The sequence below is a fragment of the Shimia sp. R11_0 genome, from assembly GCF_017744035.1.
GTDB lineage: Bacteria > Pseudomonadota > Alphaproteobacteria > Rhodobacterales > Rhodobacteraceae > Shimia > Shimia marina.
Map to the genome: position 1 here is coordinate 754,679 of NZ_JAGHQY010000001.1, position 15,743 is coordinate 770,421.

Annotated in this window: 12 protein-coding genes; 4 read left to right on the plus strand and 8 right to left on the minus strand. The window is 55.0% G+C overall.

All coding sequences use genetic code 11. From position 1 onward, the window contains the following. Window positions 1-7 precede the first annotated feature (7 nt). Together J7382_RS03495 and J7382_RS03500 are read left to right on the plus strand one after the other, a co-directional pair. A complete protein-coding gene (locus J7382_RS03495; protein WP_209067157.1) occupies window positions 8-1,924 on the plus strand; it encodes a hypothetical protein in 1,917 nt (638 codons plus the stop codon). 73 nt (window positions 1,925-1,997) lie between these two features. Beyond that, window positions 1,998-3,986, plus strand: a complete 1,989-nt coding sequence (locus J7382_RS03500; RefSeq protein ID WP_209067160.1) for a CocE/NonD family hydrolase — start codon at window positions 1,998-2,000, stop codon at window positions 3,984-3,986. 67 nt (window positions 3,987-4,053) lie between these two features. Here J7382_RS03500 and J7382_RS03505 read toward each other — a convergent pair whose 3' ends face one another. The 4 genes from J7382_RS03505 to J7382_RS20210 form a co-directional block, all read right to left on the minus strand. Next, window positions 4,054-4,479 (minus strand): universal stress protein, encoded by a 426-nt coding sequence (locus J7382_RS03505; RefSeq protein WP_058241136.1) that lies wholly within the window; start codon window positions 4,477-4,479, stop codon window positions 4,054-4,056. Between the two features lie 12 nt (window positions 4,480-4,491). Further along, window positions 4,492-7,125, minus strand: a complete 2,634-nt coding sequence (locus J7382_RS03510; protein ID WP_209067163.1) for a TRAP transporter permease — start codon at window positions 7,123-7,125, stop codon at window positions 4,492-4,494. Window positions 7,126-7,207: 82 nt separating this feature from the next. Next, window positions 7,208-8,170 (minus strand): TAXI family TRAP transporter solute-binding subunit, encoded by a 963-nt coding sequence (locus J7382_RS03515; protein ID WP_058241138.1) that lies wholly within the window; start codon window positions 8,168-8,170, stop codon window positions 7,208-7,210. 46 nt (window positions 8,171-8,216) lie between these two features. After that, on the minus strand, window positions 8,217-9,083 hold the full coding sequence (locus J7382_RS20210) for a MurR/RpiR family transcriptional regulator (RefSeq protein WP_209067165.1): 867 nt from the start codon (window positions 9,081-9,083) through the stop codon (window positions 8,217-8,219). A gap of 105 nt (window positions 9,084-9,188) precedes the next feature. Here J7382_RS20210 and J7382_RS03525 point away from each other — a divergent pair, with 105 nt between their 5' ends. Beyond that, the gene (locus J7382_RS03525; protein WP_209067167.1) at window positions 9,189-10,022 is read left to right on the plus strand and encodes a 3-keto-5-aminohexanoate cleavage protein; all 834 of its coding nucleotides are present in this window, start codon (window positions 9,189-9,191) and stop codon (window positions 10,020-10,022) included. Then, entirely contained in the window at window positions 10,019-11,344 is a 1,326-nt protein-coding gene (locus J7382_RS03530; RefSeq protein WP_209067169.1) for an aspartate aminotransferase family protein, read from the plus strand. Before J7382_RS03525 ends, J7382_RS03530 begins: the two co-directional genes overlap by 4 nt. 4 nt (window positions 11,345-11,348) lie before the next feature. Here the strand turns inward: J7382_RS03530 and J7382_RS03535 are convergent, their stop codons facing one another. The 4 genes from J7382_RS03535 to J7382_RS03550 all read right to left on the minus strand — a co-directional run bounded on the left by J7382_RS03535 (window position 11,349) and on the right by J7382_RS03550 (window position 15,743). After that, a complete protein-coding gene (locus J7382_RS03535; RefSeq protein WP_209067171.1) occupies window positions 11,349-12,191 on the minus strand; it encodes an alkaline phosphatase family protein in 843 nt (280 codons plus the stop codon). A gap of 132 nt (window positions 12,192-12,323) precedes the next feature. Further along, a complete protein-coding gene (locus tag J7382_RS03540) occupies window positions 12,324-13,961 on the minus strand; it encodes an ABC transporter ATP-binding protein (RefSeq protein WP_209067173.1) in 1,638 nt (545 codons plus the stop codon). Continuing rightward, window positions 13,958-14,776 (minus strand): ABC transporter permease, encoded by an 819-nt coding sequence (locus J7382_RS03545; protein ID WP_209067587.1) that lies wholly within the window; start codon window positions 14,774-14,776, stop codon window positions 13,958-13,960. The genes J7382_RS03540 and J7382_RS03545 overlap by 4 nt, the downstream gene beginning before the upstream one ends. A 10-nt stretch (window positions 14,777-14,786) precedes the next feature. Further along, window positions 14,787-15,743: an ABC transporter permease gene (locus tag J7382_RS03550; protein WP_209067175.1), complete on the minus strand. Its 957-nt coding sequence runs from the start codon at window positions 15,741-15,743 to the stop codon at window positions 14,787-14,789.

Genomic DNA, 15,743 nt, shown 5'->3' on the forward strand with positions numbered 1-15,743 from the left:
ATTTTTCGTGGCATCTAAAGTTGTTTTTCATGTGCCCCAGAAATTCGTTGAAACCTATGCCGACTTGCCTCACCTCGTGCTCTTTAAGCGTATTCGGGACCTGCTCCAGGAAAGAGGTGGCAAGATCGAAGTGCGGCGTCGTGATGAAGCGCTGCGAGTGGGCTCGGCTATTGACCATGCAAAGCTGCTGGAACCTGAGAACCTGCACATTGTTGAAAATGGTGTAGTGAGGCAGAGCAATGCTCTGAATGCGGCTGTGGCCTATATCCCGCCCTACTATCACTTGGATGCCAATGGGGTGTTGGCAAGAAGCGCGGCTGCGCATGCTGTTTATGATCCAACACCTGTGAACCCGGTCATGGCGGCCGCGAATTTTGAAGGTCTGTACAATCGCTTGGTGCGACCAAGACGCTCCCGCTACAATCCAAAACAAGCGGTGTCTGAGTTGCCGCAGGAGTGTATTGCGGTTTTCTTGCAAGGAGATAACCCACATCGTCAGCAGACAGCCCATTGCAGCAATGAGCAGATGTTGCGGGCCGTTGCGGAAGCGGCAGAGGGGCGGCCTATTGTGGTCAAGACCCATCCACAGAGCCGACCTCTCAGAGATGTGCAGTTGATGCACGAACTCCTGCAAGAGGGGCTGCCTTTGCTGGCTACGGATGCGAATATTCACGATATACTTTCAAAATGTGTGGCCACGGTGAGTTTCAACTCGGCTGTTGCGCTGGAAGGCTTTCTGCATGGGAAACCTGCCGTGCTGTTTGGGCAATCGGATTTCCATCACGTCTGTGAAACGGTGGTGGATCCGGATCAGTTTTCAGGTGCTCTGAAACGGGCGGTAAACAGTTCGCATGACTACGGTCGCTTTCTCTATTGGTATTTTTCCAATCACTGCGTGATGGTTGATGATCCTGCGTTGGATGAAAGAATTTTACGGGCTTTCGACGGGGCGGGTTTTTCGCAGGAACGCCTTGGGCTGACGGGCGCTCTTACGTCTGCGCAGAAACAGCAACAAAAGCTCAGATTTGCCCAGAGAGAGGTTGCGCAATTGCTGCGACACAACCCCCAAACGCCATCCGTTTCGATACGGCGTTGCGTACGCGCTGAGCCAAAGCAGCAGATGTTTATTGCAGACCGTGAGGGCGATAAGCTTCTGATCACGCGCTATCTTGATGCGCGCGGGGCGGAAACTGTCTTAGGGCGCCAGAAAGCCATGGAGGCGCTGAATGCGGTTTTGCACGGGGGCGACTTGAAAGCCGCTCAATGTGTTATTGCGAGTCCTGACATCGGTTTGCTCGCCACCATGCAAGTGCGAGGGGAAACGCTTTCACAGAAGATGCTGAACGCCGATGCGCGCCAGCGACGTCGTTTCATTAAGCGCGCGGCTCAGTGGTTGAACGCAGTCAGTTCAGTTGAAACAGACAACGATGCAGACACGACCGAGGGATGGACGTCTGTGAGCTTGCCGCAAGCCATGCCGCAGGAAGATCGTGACATGGCCGCATCCTTGCAAGGCGCGTTGACCCAAATGTCCAACGATCAGCCGCAGCTGAGCTGGCGTTGGGTGCTCGGATATGAGGCGTTTTATCCATCAAATCTCAAACTGGGACGTGATGTGCTTTGCGCTGAGTATATTGGTCCGGAGAAAATCGTGCGGTTGGAAGATGAGATTGCGCGTTTTTTGATAGAGGCAGCGCGCTGCGCGGACGTGTCCGTGGGCATGAGAACCCACGGAATGATGAAAACAGACTGGGAGGCGTTTGCGGATGCAGGTTTGCTGCCGGATGCTGGCCGCGAAAAAGCACTCCGCCTGTCAATCGGGCAAGAGTTGCTGTCGCAATTCTGTCAGCCAAATATCGATTATGAGATGCAAGAACCGCTGCGGGAAATAATCGCTGCCTATCTGGCAGACGTGACCTTGTGACGGGATCATCCTGTGCGCTTGCATTTGGCAAAGCAGGCGAGCAGTGTTTGGCAGACTAATCAGGAGGTAAACCATGCAGATTGTTCGTGAATTTCCGTTTGAGGTAGAAGAAATACCTCATGTCTGGATTCCCATGCCGGACGGCACGCGCCTATCTGCACGGATGTGGAAGCCGGTTACTGATACGTCAGTCCCGGCTGTTCTTGAATTCCTCCCTTATCGAAAGCGTGATGGCACCGCAGAGCGGGATGCGCTGACCCATCCATATATGGCAGGGCATGGGTATGTCTGCGTGCGAGTAGATATGCGTGGCTGTGGTGACAGTGAGGGGCTGTTTGATGATGAATACTCTCCTCAGGAACTAAGCGATGGCGTGGCCGTCGTGGAGTGGCTGGCCGCGCAGGAGTGGTGCAATGGCAACGTGGGGATGATGGGGATCAGTTGGGGTGGCTTCAATGGGTTGCAAATTGCAGCTTTGAAGCCCGGGCCCCTTAAAGCTGTGGTCAGCATCTGTTCGACCGTTGATCGATACGCGGATGATATCCACTACAAAGGGGGGACCATGCTGGGGGAGAACCCGGCTTGGGCGGCGACGGTTCTTGGGTGGTTTGCCTTGCCGCCTGATCCTGAAGTGGTCGGAGAAAATTGGCGCGCGATGTGGCTGCAACGACTGGAGAATACGCCCTTCTTGGCAAACACTTGGGTGACCAATCAGTTGAGGGATGATTATTGGCGCCATGGCAGTGTCTGTGAAGACTATTCTGCGATCAGCGCAGCGGTATTGAGTGTTGGTGGATGGCATGACGGGTATCGCAACACAATTTCTCATCTGGTTGAGAACCTGGAGGCGCCGGTCAAGGGCTTGATCGGACCTTGGATCCATAAATATCCGCATTTCGCCGTGCCGGGGCCGCGGATCGACTTTTTGGGGGAAATGCTGCGCTGGTGGGACCGTTGGCTGAAAGGCATCGACAATGGTGTGGAACATCTTCCGGACATGCGTCGATGGGTGATGGACAGCATGCCACCGCAAACCAGTTACGTAGAGCGCCCGGGGCGTTGGATTGCGGATGACAAGGCGGCGGTGCAATCGCCATTGGAAAGCTGGCATCTTGTCGAAAACACTTTGGAGAATGAGGTCGGGACTTGTGATCGTAGTATTCACCCCGCGCTGTTCTGCGGTGAGGGCGCAGGTGAATATTTCCCGTTTGGATTTGGCCCCGGAGAGTTGCCGGATGATCAGCGTACGGATGATGCGCTGTCTTGTTGTTTTGATACGCCAAAGCTCCCAGTGGCCAAAGATATTGTGGGGCGTCCCGTCGTGCGATTGAGCCTCGCTTCAGACAAGCCTGCCGCGCAGGTGGCGGTGCGGTTGAGCGATGTCCGGCCGGATGGCAAGAGCACATTGATCTCACATGGTGTTTTGAACCTGCGCCACCGCAATGGGCATGAGACACCAGAGGATCTGCCCATTGGTGCCGCAGTTGATGTTGAGGTGACTTTGGATTCCTGCGCCTATCGGGTTCCGGAGGGGCATCAGCTGCGCGTGGCGATGTCGTCGAGCTACTGGCCGTACATCTGGCCAGAAGCGGAGCTGGCGACACTAAGTTTGGAAAGCGGCGTTTTGGAATTGCCAGTTCGGGAGAGCGATGTCTTGGCAGCTCCAGTGTTTGATGGGCCGCGTTCTGCAGAGCCCAGAAAAACACGGGCGCTCACCGAGCCGAAAGAAAGTAAGCGTGTTGTACGAGACCACAGCGCCAAATCCGCCACCATGGAGATTTTTGGAGAAACCGGAAAAGTCGAAGATCTGGCCACTGGTCTGATCATGAGCTCATCGGTGACCGATTGCTTCACGATTGTGGATGGTGATCCTTGCTCGGCGGAAAGCGTGTCTGCGCGGAGACGCACGATGCAGCGCGGAGATTGGCAGGTAGAGATTGACGCCAATATTCGCATGCGCACCGACGGCAGGAACTTCATCGTGACCGCAGATTTGCTGGCGGCTGAAAATGGGGAAGAGGTCTTTCGCCGGGAATGGGAGAGCGTGATCCCACGTTTGTAGGGCATTTGCCGATCAGCAAGACAAAAGGCCCGCAGGTGTCTGCGGGCCTTATTGGTTTTATGTGTGTTTAGCGGATCACAAAAACAGACTGTTTGGCATGACGCGATATCCGCGCCGCGTTGGGGCCAATCAGGTAGTCCTTGAGTTGCGATTTATGCGCACCAACAATGATGGCATCCGCTTTCACCGCTTCTGCTTCTTTCAAGACCAGATCATACACTGTGCCCTGATCTACATGCAGACGCAGATCAGGCACATCTTTGAGCGTTTGCTGTGCCCAGCTTTCCAAAGCAGCCTTCGCCTCTTTGAGAATGGCTTTGTTGTGATCTTTGCTGAAATAGGCCCCCACAATGGACATGCCATAGTCAGGAACAACGTTCATCACATGCAGTTCTGCGCCATAGTCTAACGCCATGTGACGTGCCGCCTCTGCAGGCTTTTCAGAGCCTTTGAGGTCATTCACATCAACTGTCAGTAGGAGTGTTTTAAACATGTTCCTATCTCCTCAGAATGCTGGCTGAGTGGCGCGGCGGCGCTGAATGAGCATCAACCCGGCCAACAGCAAAAGGGCGGGAATGAAGAACAGCTCTTTCGGCATGCGCTCGTTTTCCACCTCGACTTGGGAGATCACCACAGGGGTGTCGCCGTAGTAGTCATACTCGGTTCCCAACTGACCAAAGTAAGGCGTGCCCGGGAAAGGCTCTTCCAGAACCAGCTTGCCGTCTTCCGCAAACACGGTGAGACCGTTGTCAGACATCGCCGCCTCCGGATCGCCACCGGGGTAGACCATTGTGACGGTCGTTTTGCGGTTCTCACCCGTGTCAAAGTCTGGCCCTTCCACGCGGAAACGGACCAAGGCTCCTTCTGGCTGTTCTCCCACAATTTGCACTGCATCTGCGCCTGTCACGGTCTGATATTTTTCGGATACTTGATCCAGGAAGAAATCAGGGCGGAACAGGATGAAGGCGATAAAGAGCAACGCGGCGCTTTCCCATTTGCGGGACTTGGCGATGAAGTAGCCTTGCGTGGCTGCCGCAAATATCAACATCGCGATAAGGGCGATGAAGAACACCAATACGGCTTTGCCAAAGCCCACATCAATCAACAGCAAGTCAGTGTTGAAGATGAACATGAAGGGCAACAGCGCGGTGCGGATGTCATAGGCAAAGCCCTGCACACCGGTTTTGATCGGATCGCCACGCGAGATTGCTGCCGCTGCGTAGGCTGCCAAACCCACCGGCGGAGTATCATCGGCAAGAATGCCGAAATAGAAGACAAACATGTGCACGGCGATCAGCGGCACGACCAGTCCGGCTTGCGCACCAACACCCACGATGACAGGGGCCATCAGGGAGCTGACCACGATGTAGTTTGCCGTTGTTGGAAGGCCCATGCCAAGAATCAGGCTGAGCACAGCGACGAGCAACAGCAGGATGATCAGATTGCCGCCAGAGATCACTTCAATCACCTGCCCAATCACCTGATGTGCACCGGTGAGGCTGATGGTGCCCACAATGATGCCCGCCGCACCTGTGGCGACGCCAATGCCGATCATGTTGCGCGCGCCCATGATCAGACCCTGCACAAAGTCTTCCCACCCTCGGGCAAACGCCGTGTTTAGAGCTGTTTCACCGCGGAAGAAGGCTTTGATTGGCCGATGTGTAACCGCGACGATGATCATAAAGACTGTTGCCCAGAAGGCTGAGAGTGCAGGAGACAGGCGATCCAGTTCCTCTGTCTTCACCATCAGGTTCCAGACGAGAATGAAGATTGGCAGAGCATAGTAAGCGCCGCCCAGCAATGTCGGTGTCAGTCGTGGCGCTTCCAGTGGTGCATTCGGATCGTCCATTGCGATATCTGGATATTTGGATGCCAGATACAGCAGCCCAACATACATCAGAGCCACCAAGGCTACGGCAATATAGATGCTGTCACCGACCATCGGCTCCAGCATGCTGCGAATGCCAATCATCAGGAATGTAAGTGCGCCGAGGCCGATGAAACCCGTGAGAAACAGCACGAGAATCATGATGGGGCCAATGTGACGCCCGGCTTTTTTGAGACCCTGCATCTGCATCTTCAGGGCTTCCAGATGCACAATGTAGAGCAGCGCAATGTAGGAAATCACGGCAGGCAAGAAGGCGTGTTTGACCACGTCGATGTAGGGAATGTTGACATATTCCACCATGAGGAAGGCTGCAGCCCCCATCACAGGCGGGGTGAGCTGTCCGTTGGTGGAGGAGGCCACTTCGACTGCGCCCGCTTTTTCCGCAGGGAAGCCGATGCGCTTCATCAGTGGAATGGTGAAGGTACCGGTGGTCACCGTGTTTGCGATCGAGCTCCCGGAGATCATGCCCGTCATCATGGAGCTGAGAACGGAGGCTTTCGCCGGCCCACCACGAAGGGCGCCTAGCAGGGCAATCGCCACCTTGATGAACCAGTTGCCACCGCCCGCGCGATCAAGCAGAGCGCCGAAGAGCACGAAAAGAAAGATCATGGAGGTGGATACGCCCAACGCGACGCCAAAGACGCCTTCGGTCTGCATCCAGTAATGCCCCAGTGCTTTGGAGAGGGAGGCCCCACCATAGTTGGTGATTTCGCGCACCCATTCGGAATTGCCGCCGAAGAAGGCAAAGGCAACAAAAGCACTAGCAATAATAACCAGTGGCAGGCCAAGGGCGCGGTACACGCAGATCATCAGGACAACCATGCCAATTGCGGACATGGTGATGTCTGTCGTGGTCCACAGGCCAGGGCGATCTGCAATCTGATACCGGAAAAAGACCAGATAGAGCGACGCGCTGACACCCAGGATCAAGAGTACCCAATCATAAAGTGGAATGCGGTCACGCGGGGAGGAGCGAAACATTGGGAAGGCGAAAATCGCCAAAGCCATGGCAAAGGCCAAATGGATATAACGTGCCTGACTGACAACGTTGGCAAAGTCCGAAATGCCCGTCAGCTGTGCCATCATGCCCGGCAATTTTGAGGCGATATAGAGCTGGAAGAGCGACCAGATGATACAAATCGCAATGATCAGCTTGCCTTGAAATCCGGTGGCATTGCGCGCGCCGGTGTCGACTTCTGCGACCATGGCATCTGCTGAGGCTGCGCCGTCCGTGAGATGATCTTGAGTCATTTTTGTCCCCGTGGATCCTATGCAACGAATGCGCCCTCATATCTGGGGCGCATTCGCAGTTTTTAGTTTTTCGCTGGAAGGCTTATTTCAGGCCGAGTTCCATGTAGGCTTTCTCAGCACCTGGGTGCAGAGGTGCGCTCAGGCCGTCCTTGATCATTTCAGCAGGGTCAAGGTTTGCAAATGCAGGGTGCAGTTTGCGGAAGTCTTCGATGTTTTCCATGACGGATTTTGCAACAACATAGACAACATCATCAGAGATCGCAGCGGAGGTCACGAAGGTTGCGCCCACACCAAAGGTTGTGGTGTCTTCGTCGGTGCCTTTGTACATGCCGCCAGGAACGGTTGCGACACGGTAGAAGGCATTTTCTTCAACCAGTTTGTCAATTTCTGGACCGGTGATGTTCACCAGTTTCGCATCACAGGTTGTAGTCGCTTCTTTGATGGCCGCAGCAGGGTGACCGATGGTGTAGATCATCACGTCGATGTTGCCGTCGCAGAGCTGCTTGGCCATCTCGGAACCTTTATATTCGGTTGCCAGAGCGAAATCGTCCATGGTCATGCCATAGGCTTCCATCACAACTTCGGTGGTTGCGCGAAGGCCGGAACCTGGGTTGCCAACGTTGACGCGTTTGCCTTTCAGGTCGGCGAAGCTGTTCACGTCGACGTCAGAGCGTGCGATGACAGTGAAAGGCTCTGGGTGTACAGAGAAGACCGCGCGTACGTCTGGGAACGGGTTGTCTGCGAATTTAGATGTGCCGTTGTAAGCGTGATACTGCCAGTCAGACTGTGCAACGCCGAACTCCAGCTCACCCGCTTTGATGGTGTTGATGTTGTAGACGGACCCACCAGTGGACTCCACAGCACAACGGATGCCGTGCTCTTTGCGGCCTTTGTTGACCAGGCGGCAGATCGCGCCACCGGTTGGGTAGTATACGCCGGTCACGCCGCCGGTGCCGATGGAAATGAATTCCTGTGCAGAGGCACCTGCAGTAAAGCTCATGGAGGCGATAATTGCGGCTCCGGCCAGTTTCAGTTTAGAAATCATCTTAGGCTCCCTAGTTGATGATAGTTTGAAGTTATGTCGTCTGTGGCTATCCCGCCCAGAAGTCTCCGAGGCGTTCATTGCGTGTTTCAACGTCTCTGATGCGTTGGCTGGCGGTCTCTCCGGACTGTGCAACCAACATTGCGATCATGGTTTCCATCAAAACCAAAGTCGCTGCGTAGGACGAGAAGAACTGTGGACTTTCTGACGGAACTATAAAGGGGAAATTTGCGTATTTCATAGCAGGACAGGCATGGCTGTCGCTGATCAGGATCACAGTTGCTCCACAGTCTTGGGCTGCTTCTGCGGCGAGGACGGCGCGCGCAGCGTATGGGGCTTTGGTGACAATCAGGAGGACGTCGTCTGCTCCCAAGGTGGTAAGAGAAGCGCCAAGTGATGCGCCCATCCGCCCTGCCAAAGTCCACGTTGGCGAGAAATAGTTCGCCAGGTAGGCCATATATTCGACAATTCCAGTGGAACCGAATGCTCCAAAGAGAACCACTGTGCGGGCGTGATCCAGAGCGTCTACGGCTGCTTGAAGACGCTGTTTGTCCACCTCTTCTGCAAGCTTGGAGATGTTGAACATACAGGCGCTGGCTTGGCGCTCCAGCATGGTGCGCTGTGCGTCTGCATCCGAAGTCAGCTGTGCGGCACGCTGTGCAAAGGAATGTGTTTGTCCCCCAACGGTCTCTCGGCAGAGCTCGCGCATGTCTTCGTAGCTGTCAAACCCCAAGACACGGGCCAGACGTGAAAGTGTTGCTGGAGATACACCGCTGGCAGAAGAAACAGAGCGGAGAGAGCGCGCTGCGACATCTACTTGATTGGCCACAACAAAATCGGCCGCATCCCTCAGCTTGGTGCTGAGGTCGGCATAATTCTCTGCAACCCGTTCTTGTAGACGGCTGGCGTTGCTCACGAATCCCTCCACTTGACTCGATTTACTCATTTGTTTTAGCAGGTGTCAACATGTGGAACATTTGTTTCAAATTGTGTGTTCACCCTTTAAGGCTTGCGGAGATCCATGACTGGACACTTGCTCACTCATCACAACGTTTCGGATCGCGGCTTTACGCCACTCAAAATTACAGTTGCGCCCAATGGTGCGCGACGTGGGCGCAAAGACCACCAAAAGCTGCCGATTGCAATCGATGAAATTGCCGTCACGGCAAAACAATGCGCGGATGCTGGGGCGGATGAAATTCACCTGCATGTGCGCGATGCCCAAGGGATGCATTCACTGGATGCTGGCCTGTATCGCGAAGCCATCGCTGCGATTGCGCAAACCAGTCCAGATATGACTGTGCAGATCACCACCGAGGCCGCCGGAGTTTTTTCGGTTACGCAACAGCTAGAGGTTCTGGAGTGTCTGCAACCGCGGGCTGCCAGTGTTTCTGTGCGTGAGATTGCGCGAGATATCGATTTGGCACCGCGTCTGTATGGGGTCGCACGTGAGGCGGATATTGCGGTTCAGCACATTCTCTATGACCCTGCCGATGCCGCCTTGCTTTCGGAGTGGCAGGCAGAGGGCTTTATCGCACAAGAGGGCTGTGACGTGCTTTTGGTCCTCGGGCGCTATGCACCACCTGAAGTTGCCCGTGTTGAGGATCTCTCCGCATTTGTTTCTGCGGTGGTACCTCTGTGTGAGAGTTGGACGGTTTGTGCGTTCGGAAAAACTGAACACGCCGTGGCTTGCGCTGCGATGCAAATGGGTGGGCACGTGCGCATTGGTTTCGAAAACAACCTTTGCCGTCCCGATGGCACACTGGCTGAAGACAACGCAGAGAACATCCGGCGGACCGTGAGCGCGGCATCGGCTATGGGCCGTTCCCTTTTGAAGAAAGCGTCGACAACATGAGCAAGATATTCCCACGTCATTGTTTAAAATCACTACCGGTTGCCACGCATGGAGAGGGGCCTTTTCTGTATGATCAGACGGGAAAATCCTATTTCGATGGCTCAGGCGGTGCGGCTGTCTCCTGCTTGGGGCATTCGGATCTGAAAGTGAAAGACGCGATCAAGGCGCAAGTGGATGCGGTTGCATTTGCGCACACGGGCTTTTTGACCTCTGAACCTGCCGAACAACTGGCGGAGATGCTTGTCCAATATGCGCCCGATGGGTTGGATCGGGTGTATCTCGTTTCCGGTGGCTCAGAAGCGATGGAAAGTGCGTTGAAACTCGCACGCCAATACGCGTTGGAAAGGGATGAGCCACAGCGCCGGCACGTGATCGCGCGCCGCCAGAGCTATCACGGCAACACGCTGGGGGCATTGGCCACAGGCGGCAACATGTGGCGGCGTGAACCCTTTGCTCCGATGCTGATGCAGGCCCATCATATTGCGCCCTGCTATGCCTATCGTGGTCAGTATGAAGGTGAGAGCGCTTTTGATTACGGTCAACGAGTAGCGCAAGAACTAGAAGACAAAATTCAGGATCTTGGCGCGGGGAATGTCTTGGCTTTTGTCGCGGAGCCAGTTGTCGGTGCCACCGCTGGTGCGGTGCCGCCGGTTGAAGGCTATTTCAAACGTGTCCGGCAGATTTGTGACCAATATGGCGTGTTGCTCATACTGGATGAGGTCATGTGCGGTATGGGGCGCACGGGCACGTTGTTTGCCTGTGAGCAGGATAATATCGTACCAGATATTTGTGCCATCGCCAAAGGGCTGGGCGCGGGCTACCAGCCGATTGGCGCCATGCTGTGCAGCTCTGAAATCTACGAGACCATTCGTGATGGGTCTGGTTTTTTTCAGCATGGGCATACTTACAACGGCCACCCAACGGCCGCGGCGGCGGCATTGGCTGTGCTGACCCGCTTGACTGAAGATGGCGTTGGGGCACGGGTGGCCCCCATGGGCGCACAGCTCAAATCTGCTTTAAGCGATCGCTTTGGAGCACATCCACATGTCGGAGACATCCGGGGACGAGGACTTTTCCTGGGGCTTGAACTGGTCGCCGATCGTGACACCAAGACCTCCTTTGACCCTGCTCTTGGGCTGGCGGCCAAGATCAAGGCAGCCGCCTTTGACGCAGGTTTGATCTGCTATCCAATGGGAGGCACTATTGATGGCAAAACGGGGGCGCATGTATTGCTTGCGCCACCGTTTATTATGGAGGAACCCCATATTGAGCTGATCTGTGATCGTTTGCAGACAGCGCTTGAGGCCAGTTTACCACGCTGACCCTTCAGTCTCTTGCCAAGAAAGGCGCAGCTTTCATTGTTTGCGGGATGTCGGCGCCCAGTCGGTTCAAAATCGTGGGCGCAAGCTGTAGCTGATCCAGCTCTGTTTTTGGCGCCGGACCCTGTGCATCGCCAAAATAGTAGAGTGCGAACTCCTGTTGCAGCGGGTCACGGCCCCCGTGGTGCCCACGTGCATCCTGCCCGTGATCTGCTGTTACAATCACCTCGTAGCCGAAGGCGCGCCATTTGGGAATAAAAGGCGCCAGCATTTCATCCATCACGAAACAGGCATGATCCATTTCGTGACTGTCGTGTTGGAACCGATGGCCCATGCTGTCGAGCGTACAGGTGTGGAGCATCCCATAGTTCAAGCCACGTTTGAGGCAGAGATTTGAAAGGGTTGCAAAGAGATCCACATCACAAGGTGTCATCTGATTGGCCGCACCATATCCTGTCATCGTATGAAAGCGACCGTGGTTGATCGTAGGGCTGTCTTCTTCGTCATATTCGACGTCGCGGACGTAGTCGAAGGGATGACGATTGAAAAACTCTGACCAGAATGAATGCGCGACGGCTCCGGTGATGCCGCCGGATTTGCGTACCTGTGCGAAAACATCGGGCTGTTTGATGCGGAACACATTTCCATTGCCGGTGCAGCCGTGTTCCTGTGGTGTGACACCCGTGTGGATGGAGGCATAGCAGCTTGCAGATGTCGATGGCAGAACAGAGCGCATTTTCCACTTCTGCGCTGTGCCATCGGCAACCCACCCCTCCAGATTGCCAAACAGGCGGTTCCAATTGCGCCATGGCACTCCGTCTAAAATGATCAAAAGCAGTTTACGGTCCATGTCGTGTTCCCGTCTTTGTTTTATTAAGAGAGGCGCTTTTTCAGCAGACTTCAGTTTGTGTTTAGGGGGCTTTAGACAGCAAAGGCGACGTCTGTGTGACGTCGCCTTTGCACGTGTTCTAGGATGAAAAGCTCAGTTGCCCGCGCTTTCCATTTTGCGATTGGCGATGACCTCTTCCAACCAGCCCAGCTTCATTTCTGGTACGGAGCTCAGGAGGAGGTCTGTGTAGTCATCAAAGGGTGGGCTCAAGACATCTGTCTTGCTGCCGTAGCGCACGACTTCGCCCTGATACATAACAGAAATGGAATCTGCGATGGCTTTCACTGTCGCCAGATCATGCGTGATAAAGAGGTAAGCGACGTCCTCAACTTTCTGCAAATCCAGCAGCAGTTTGAGAATGCCATCGGCGACAAGCGGGTCCAGCGCGCTGGTCACTTCGTCACAAATGATCATCTTGGGTTTGGCGGCCAGTGCGCGGGCAATACACACACGTTGTTTTTGCCCGCCTGAAAGCTCTGCCGGATATCGATCAATGAAGCTTTCGCCCATCTCGATTTCGTCCAGAAGCTCCACAACCCGTTTGCGTTTTTCCGCGCCTTTCAGGCCGAAGTAAAACTCCAACGGTCGGCCAATGATCGTGCCCACGGTTTGGCGGGGGTTCATGGCCACATCGGCCATCTGATAAATCATTTGAAGTTCGCGAAGATCCTCGCGACTGCGCCCGTCCAGGCTAGGAGACAAGTCGCGGCCCGCGAAATGGATGTTGCCCCGGCTTTGGGGCAGCAACCCGGTGATCACCCGCGCGAGTGTGGATTTACCGGAACCGCTTTCGCCCACCACGGCCAATGTCTGACCGGGATGCAGCTCCACATTGATGTTTTTGAGGACATCGAAGTTCGTGCCCTTATAGCGGGCGGTGATGTTCTCCACCTTCAAGACAGGTTCAGGCGTTGGGGCTTTCTCCGCATGGTCAATAGACCGTACAGAGACCAGAGCCTTGGTATAGTCCTCCTGTGGATTGTTGATGATCTGATCAACGGATCCGTATTCGACCATATCCCCCATTTTGAGCACAAGGATATCATCACTGACTTGCGCCACCACGGCGAGGTCATGGGTGATGTAGAGAGCGGCCACGCCTGTGTCGCGAATGGCTTCTTTGATCGCCATCAAAACATCAATTTGTGTGGTCACATCCAGTGCGGTGGTCGGTTCGTCAAACACAACCAGATCGGGCTCGGGACAAAGCGCAAGAGCGGTCATGCAACGTTGCAGCTGCCCCCCTGACACTTGGTGCGGATAGCGATTTCCGATGTTTTCCGGATCAGGCAGGCCCAGTTTGCCAAACAGCTCTACCGCGCGGGCCTCTGCCTCGCGTTTGGAAAATTTGCCCTGTCCGACCGCTGCCTCGATCACCTGATCCATGATCTTCTTGGCAGGGTTGAATGACGCTGCTGCGGACTGGCTGACATAGGTCACCTCGCCCCCACGCAGATTGCGCACGTCCCCTTGAGAGGTTTTCAGGATGTCACGTCCGTTCACCCAGACCTCACCACCAGTGATCTGCACGCCCCCTCGGCCATAAGCCATGGAGGCAAGGCCAATGGTGGATTTCCCAGCACCGGATTCACCAATCAGACCCAGCACCTGACCTTTGGCCAGTTCAAAGCTCACGCCATGGACAATTTCGATGTCATGCGGTTTTTCGCCGGGAGGATATACGGTTGCACCGATCTTTAGATCGCGCACTTTCAGAAGCTTTTCGCTCATCCGCGGCCCCCTTTCAGTGATGTGGTGCGGTTCAAAACCCAGTCCGCCACGAGGTTTACGGAAATTGCGAGGGTCGCAATGGCCACGGCTGGATAGAGGGCCGCGCCGATACCGTAGACGATGCCATCCGCATTCTCTTTCACGATGCCGCCCCAATCCGCTTGCGGTGGTTGCACGCCCAAGCCCAGGAACGAGAGTGTGGACACAAACAGGACCATGAAGATGAAACGCAGGCCCATTTCTGCAACCAAAGGAGACAGAGCATTGGGCAGGATTTCCCGGAAGATGATCCAGCTGCGGCCTTCGCCGCGAAGCTTCGCGGCCTCGACATAGTCCATGACGTTGATGTCCACAGCGACCGCGCGTGCCAGTCGGTATACGCGTGTGGAATCCAACAGTCCCATGACCACGATCAGCACAGGTACAGTGACAGGCATAACCGACAACACAACGAGCGCAAAAATGAGCGATGGGATCGACATGATCAGATCGACAAATCGGCTCATGGCCTGATCGGCCCAACCACCCAGCACCGCGGCGAGAAAGCCGAGAATGGAGCCGGTTGTGAAGCTGAGTATGGTTGCTGCGGTTGCGATGAATATGGTGGTGCGCCCACCGTAAATCATGCGGCTTAACAGATCGCGTCCGAGGTTGTCCGTACCCAGCAGGAATTCGCTGGACGGTGGCAGCCAGACGTCGCGGCTCACAACCTCGGCCACACCATATGGCGCAATCCATGGGGCGAAGATTGCCACAAGGAAATAAAGTGAAGTGAAACACAGCCCGATCAGGGCGGCGATGGGTATTCTCATCAGAAAATCCTCCCTATTTCGGATGCCGCAAACGCGGGTTTGAGATGATGGAGACAATGTCTGCAACCAGATTGAGGCCAATATAGACACCAGCAAAGATCAGGCCGCAGGCTTGCACCACGGGTAGGTCGCGTTTGGAAACGTGATCCACCAGATACTGGCCCATGCCGGGATAGGTGAAGACCACCTCGATGACGACAACGCCAACCACCAGATATGCCATGTTCAGCATGACCACATTCACAACAGGTGCCACCGCATTTGGCAGCGCGTGTTTCCAGATGATCGTGAACATGCGCAAACCTTTAAGCTCAGCAGTTTCCACATAAGCGGATTGCATAACGTTCAGGATCGCGGCACGTGTCATGCGCATCATATGTGCCAAAACCACAAGGGTCAGAACCGTGATGGGCAGCGAGATCGTATGAAGCTTCTCGCCCAGAGACATGCTGTCGTTGATGGTGGTGACCGATGGGGCCCATCTCAAGCGCACGGAGATAAAGAAGATTGCAACATAGGCAATCAGAAACTCCGGAACTGAAATGGAGGCCAGTGTGACAGCCGAAATCAGCTTGTCCGGCCAGCGTTCGCGATAGCGCACGGCAATCAGGCCGAGCAGGATCGCGAGCGGCACGGAGATCAGAGCGGCCCAGAAAGCGAGGAAAAATGTGTTTCCAAGGCGTTTGCCAATGGCAGAGGCAATGTCCTGTCCACTGGTGAGAGAGGTGCCAAGATCGCCCTGAAGCAAACCACCCAACCAGTCAAAATAGCGTCCAACTGCGGGTTCGTTGAGCCCCAGTTCTTCACGCAGATTGGCGAGCGCTTCTGGGGTGGCGGATTGGCCAAGTATGGATTGAGCCACATCTCCCGGCAGGATCAGAGTACCGCCAAAGATCAGGATGGAGACGAGGAAGAGCAGAAGCAGACCCAGCGCAATGCGCTGGGCCAACATTTTTAAAAGGAGCGACAT

Bases quoted from the DNA above. Each gene is read 5' to 3' on its own strand.
- J7382_RS03525 (WP_209067167.1), top strand. From the start codon at position 9,189: ATGACTGGACACTTGCTCACTCATCACAACGTTTCGGATCGCGGCTTT.
- J7382_RS03530 (WP_209067169.1), top strand. From the start codon at position 10,019: ATGAGCAAGATATTCCCACGTCATTGTTTAAAATCACTACCGGTTGCC.
- J7382_RS03535 (WP_209067171.1), bottom strand. From the start codon at position 12,191: ATGGACCGTAAACTGCTTTTGATCATTTTAGACGGAGTGCCATGGCGC.
- J7382_RS03500 (WP_209067160.1), top strand. From the start codon at position 1,998: ATGCAGATTGTTCGTGAATTTCCGTTTGAGGTAGAAGAAATACCTCAT.
- J7382_RS03540 (WP_209067173.1), bottom strand. From the start codon at position 13,961: ATGAGCGAAAAGCTTCTGAAAGTGCGCGATCTAAAGATCGGTGCAACC.
- J7382_RS03515 (WP_058241138.1), bottom strand. From the start codon at position 8,170: ATGATTTCTAAACTGAAACTGGCCGGAGCCGCAATTATCGCCTCCATG.
- J7382_RS03550 (WP_209067175.1), bottom strand. From the start codon at position 15,743: ATGTCGCTCCTTTTAAAAATGTTGGCCCAGCGCATTGCGCTGGGTCTG.
- J7382_RS03505 (WP_058241136.1), bottom strand. From the start codon at position 4,479: ATGTTTAAAACACTCCTACTGACAGTTGATGTGAATGACCTCAAAGGC.
- J7382_RS03510 (WP_209067163.1), bottom strand. From the start codon at position 7,125: ATGACTCAAGATCATCTCACGGACGGCGCAGCCTCAGCAGATGCCATG.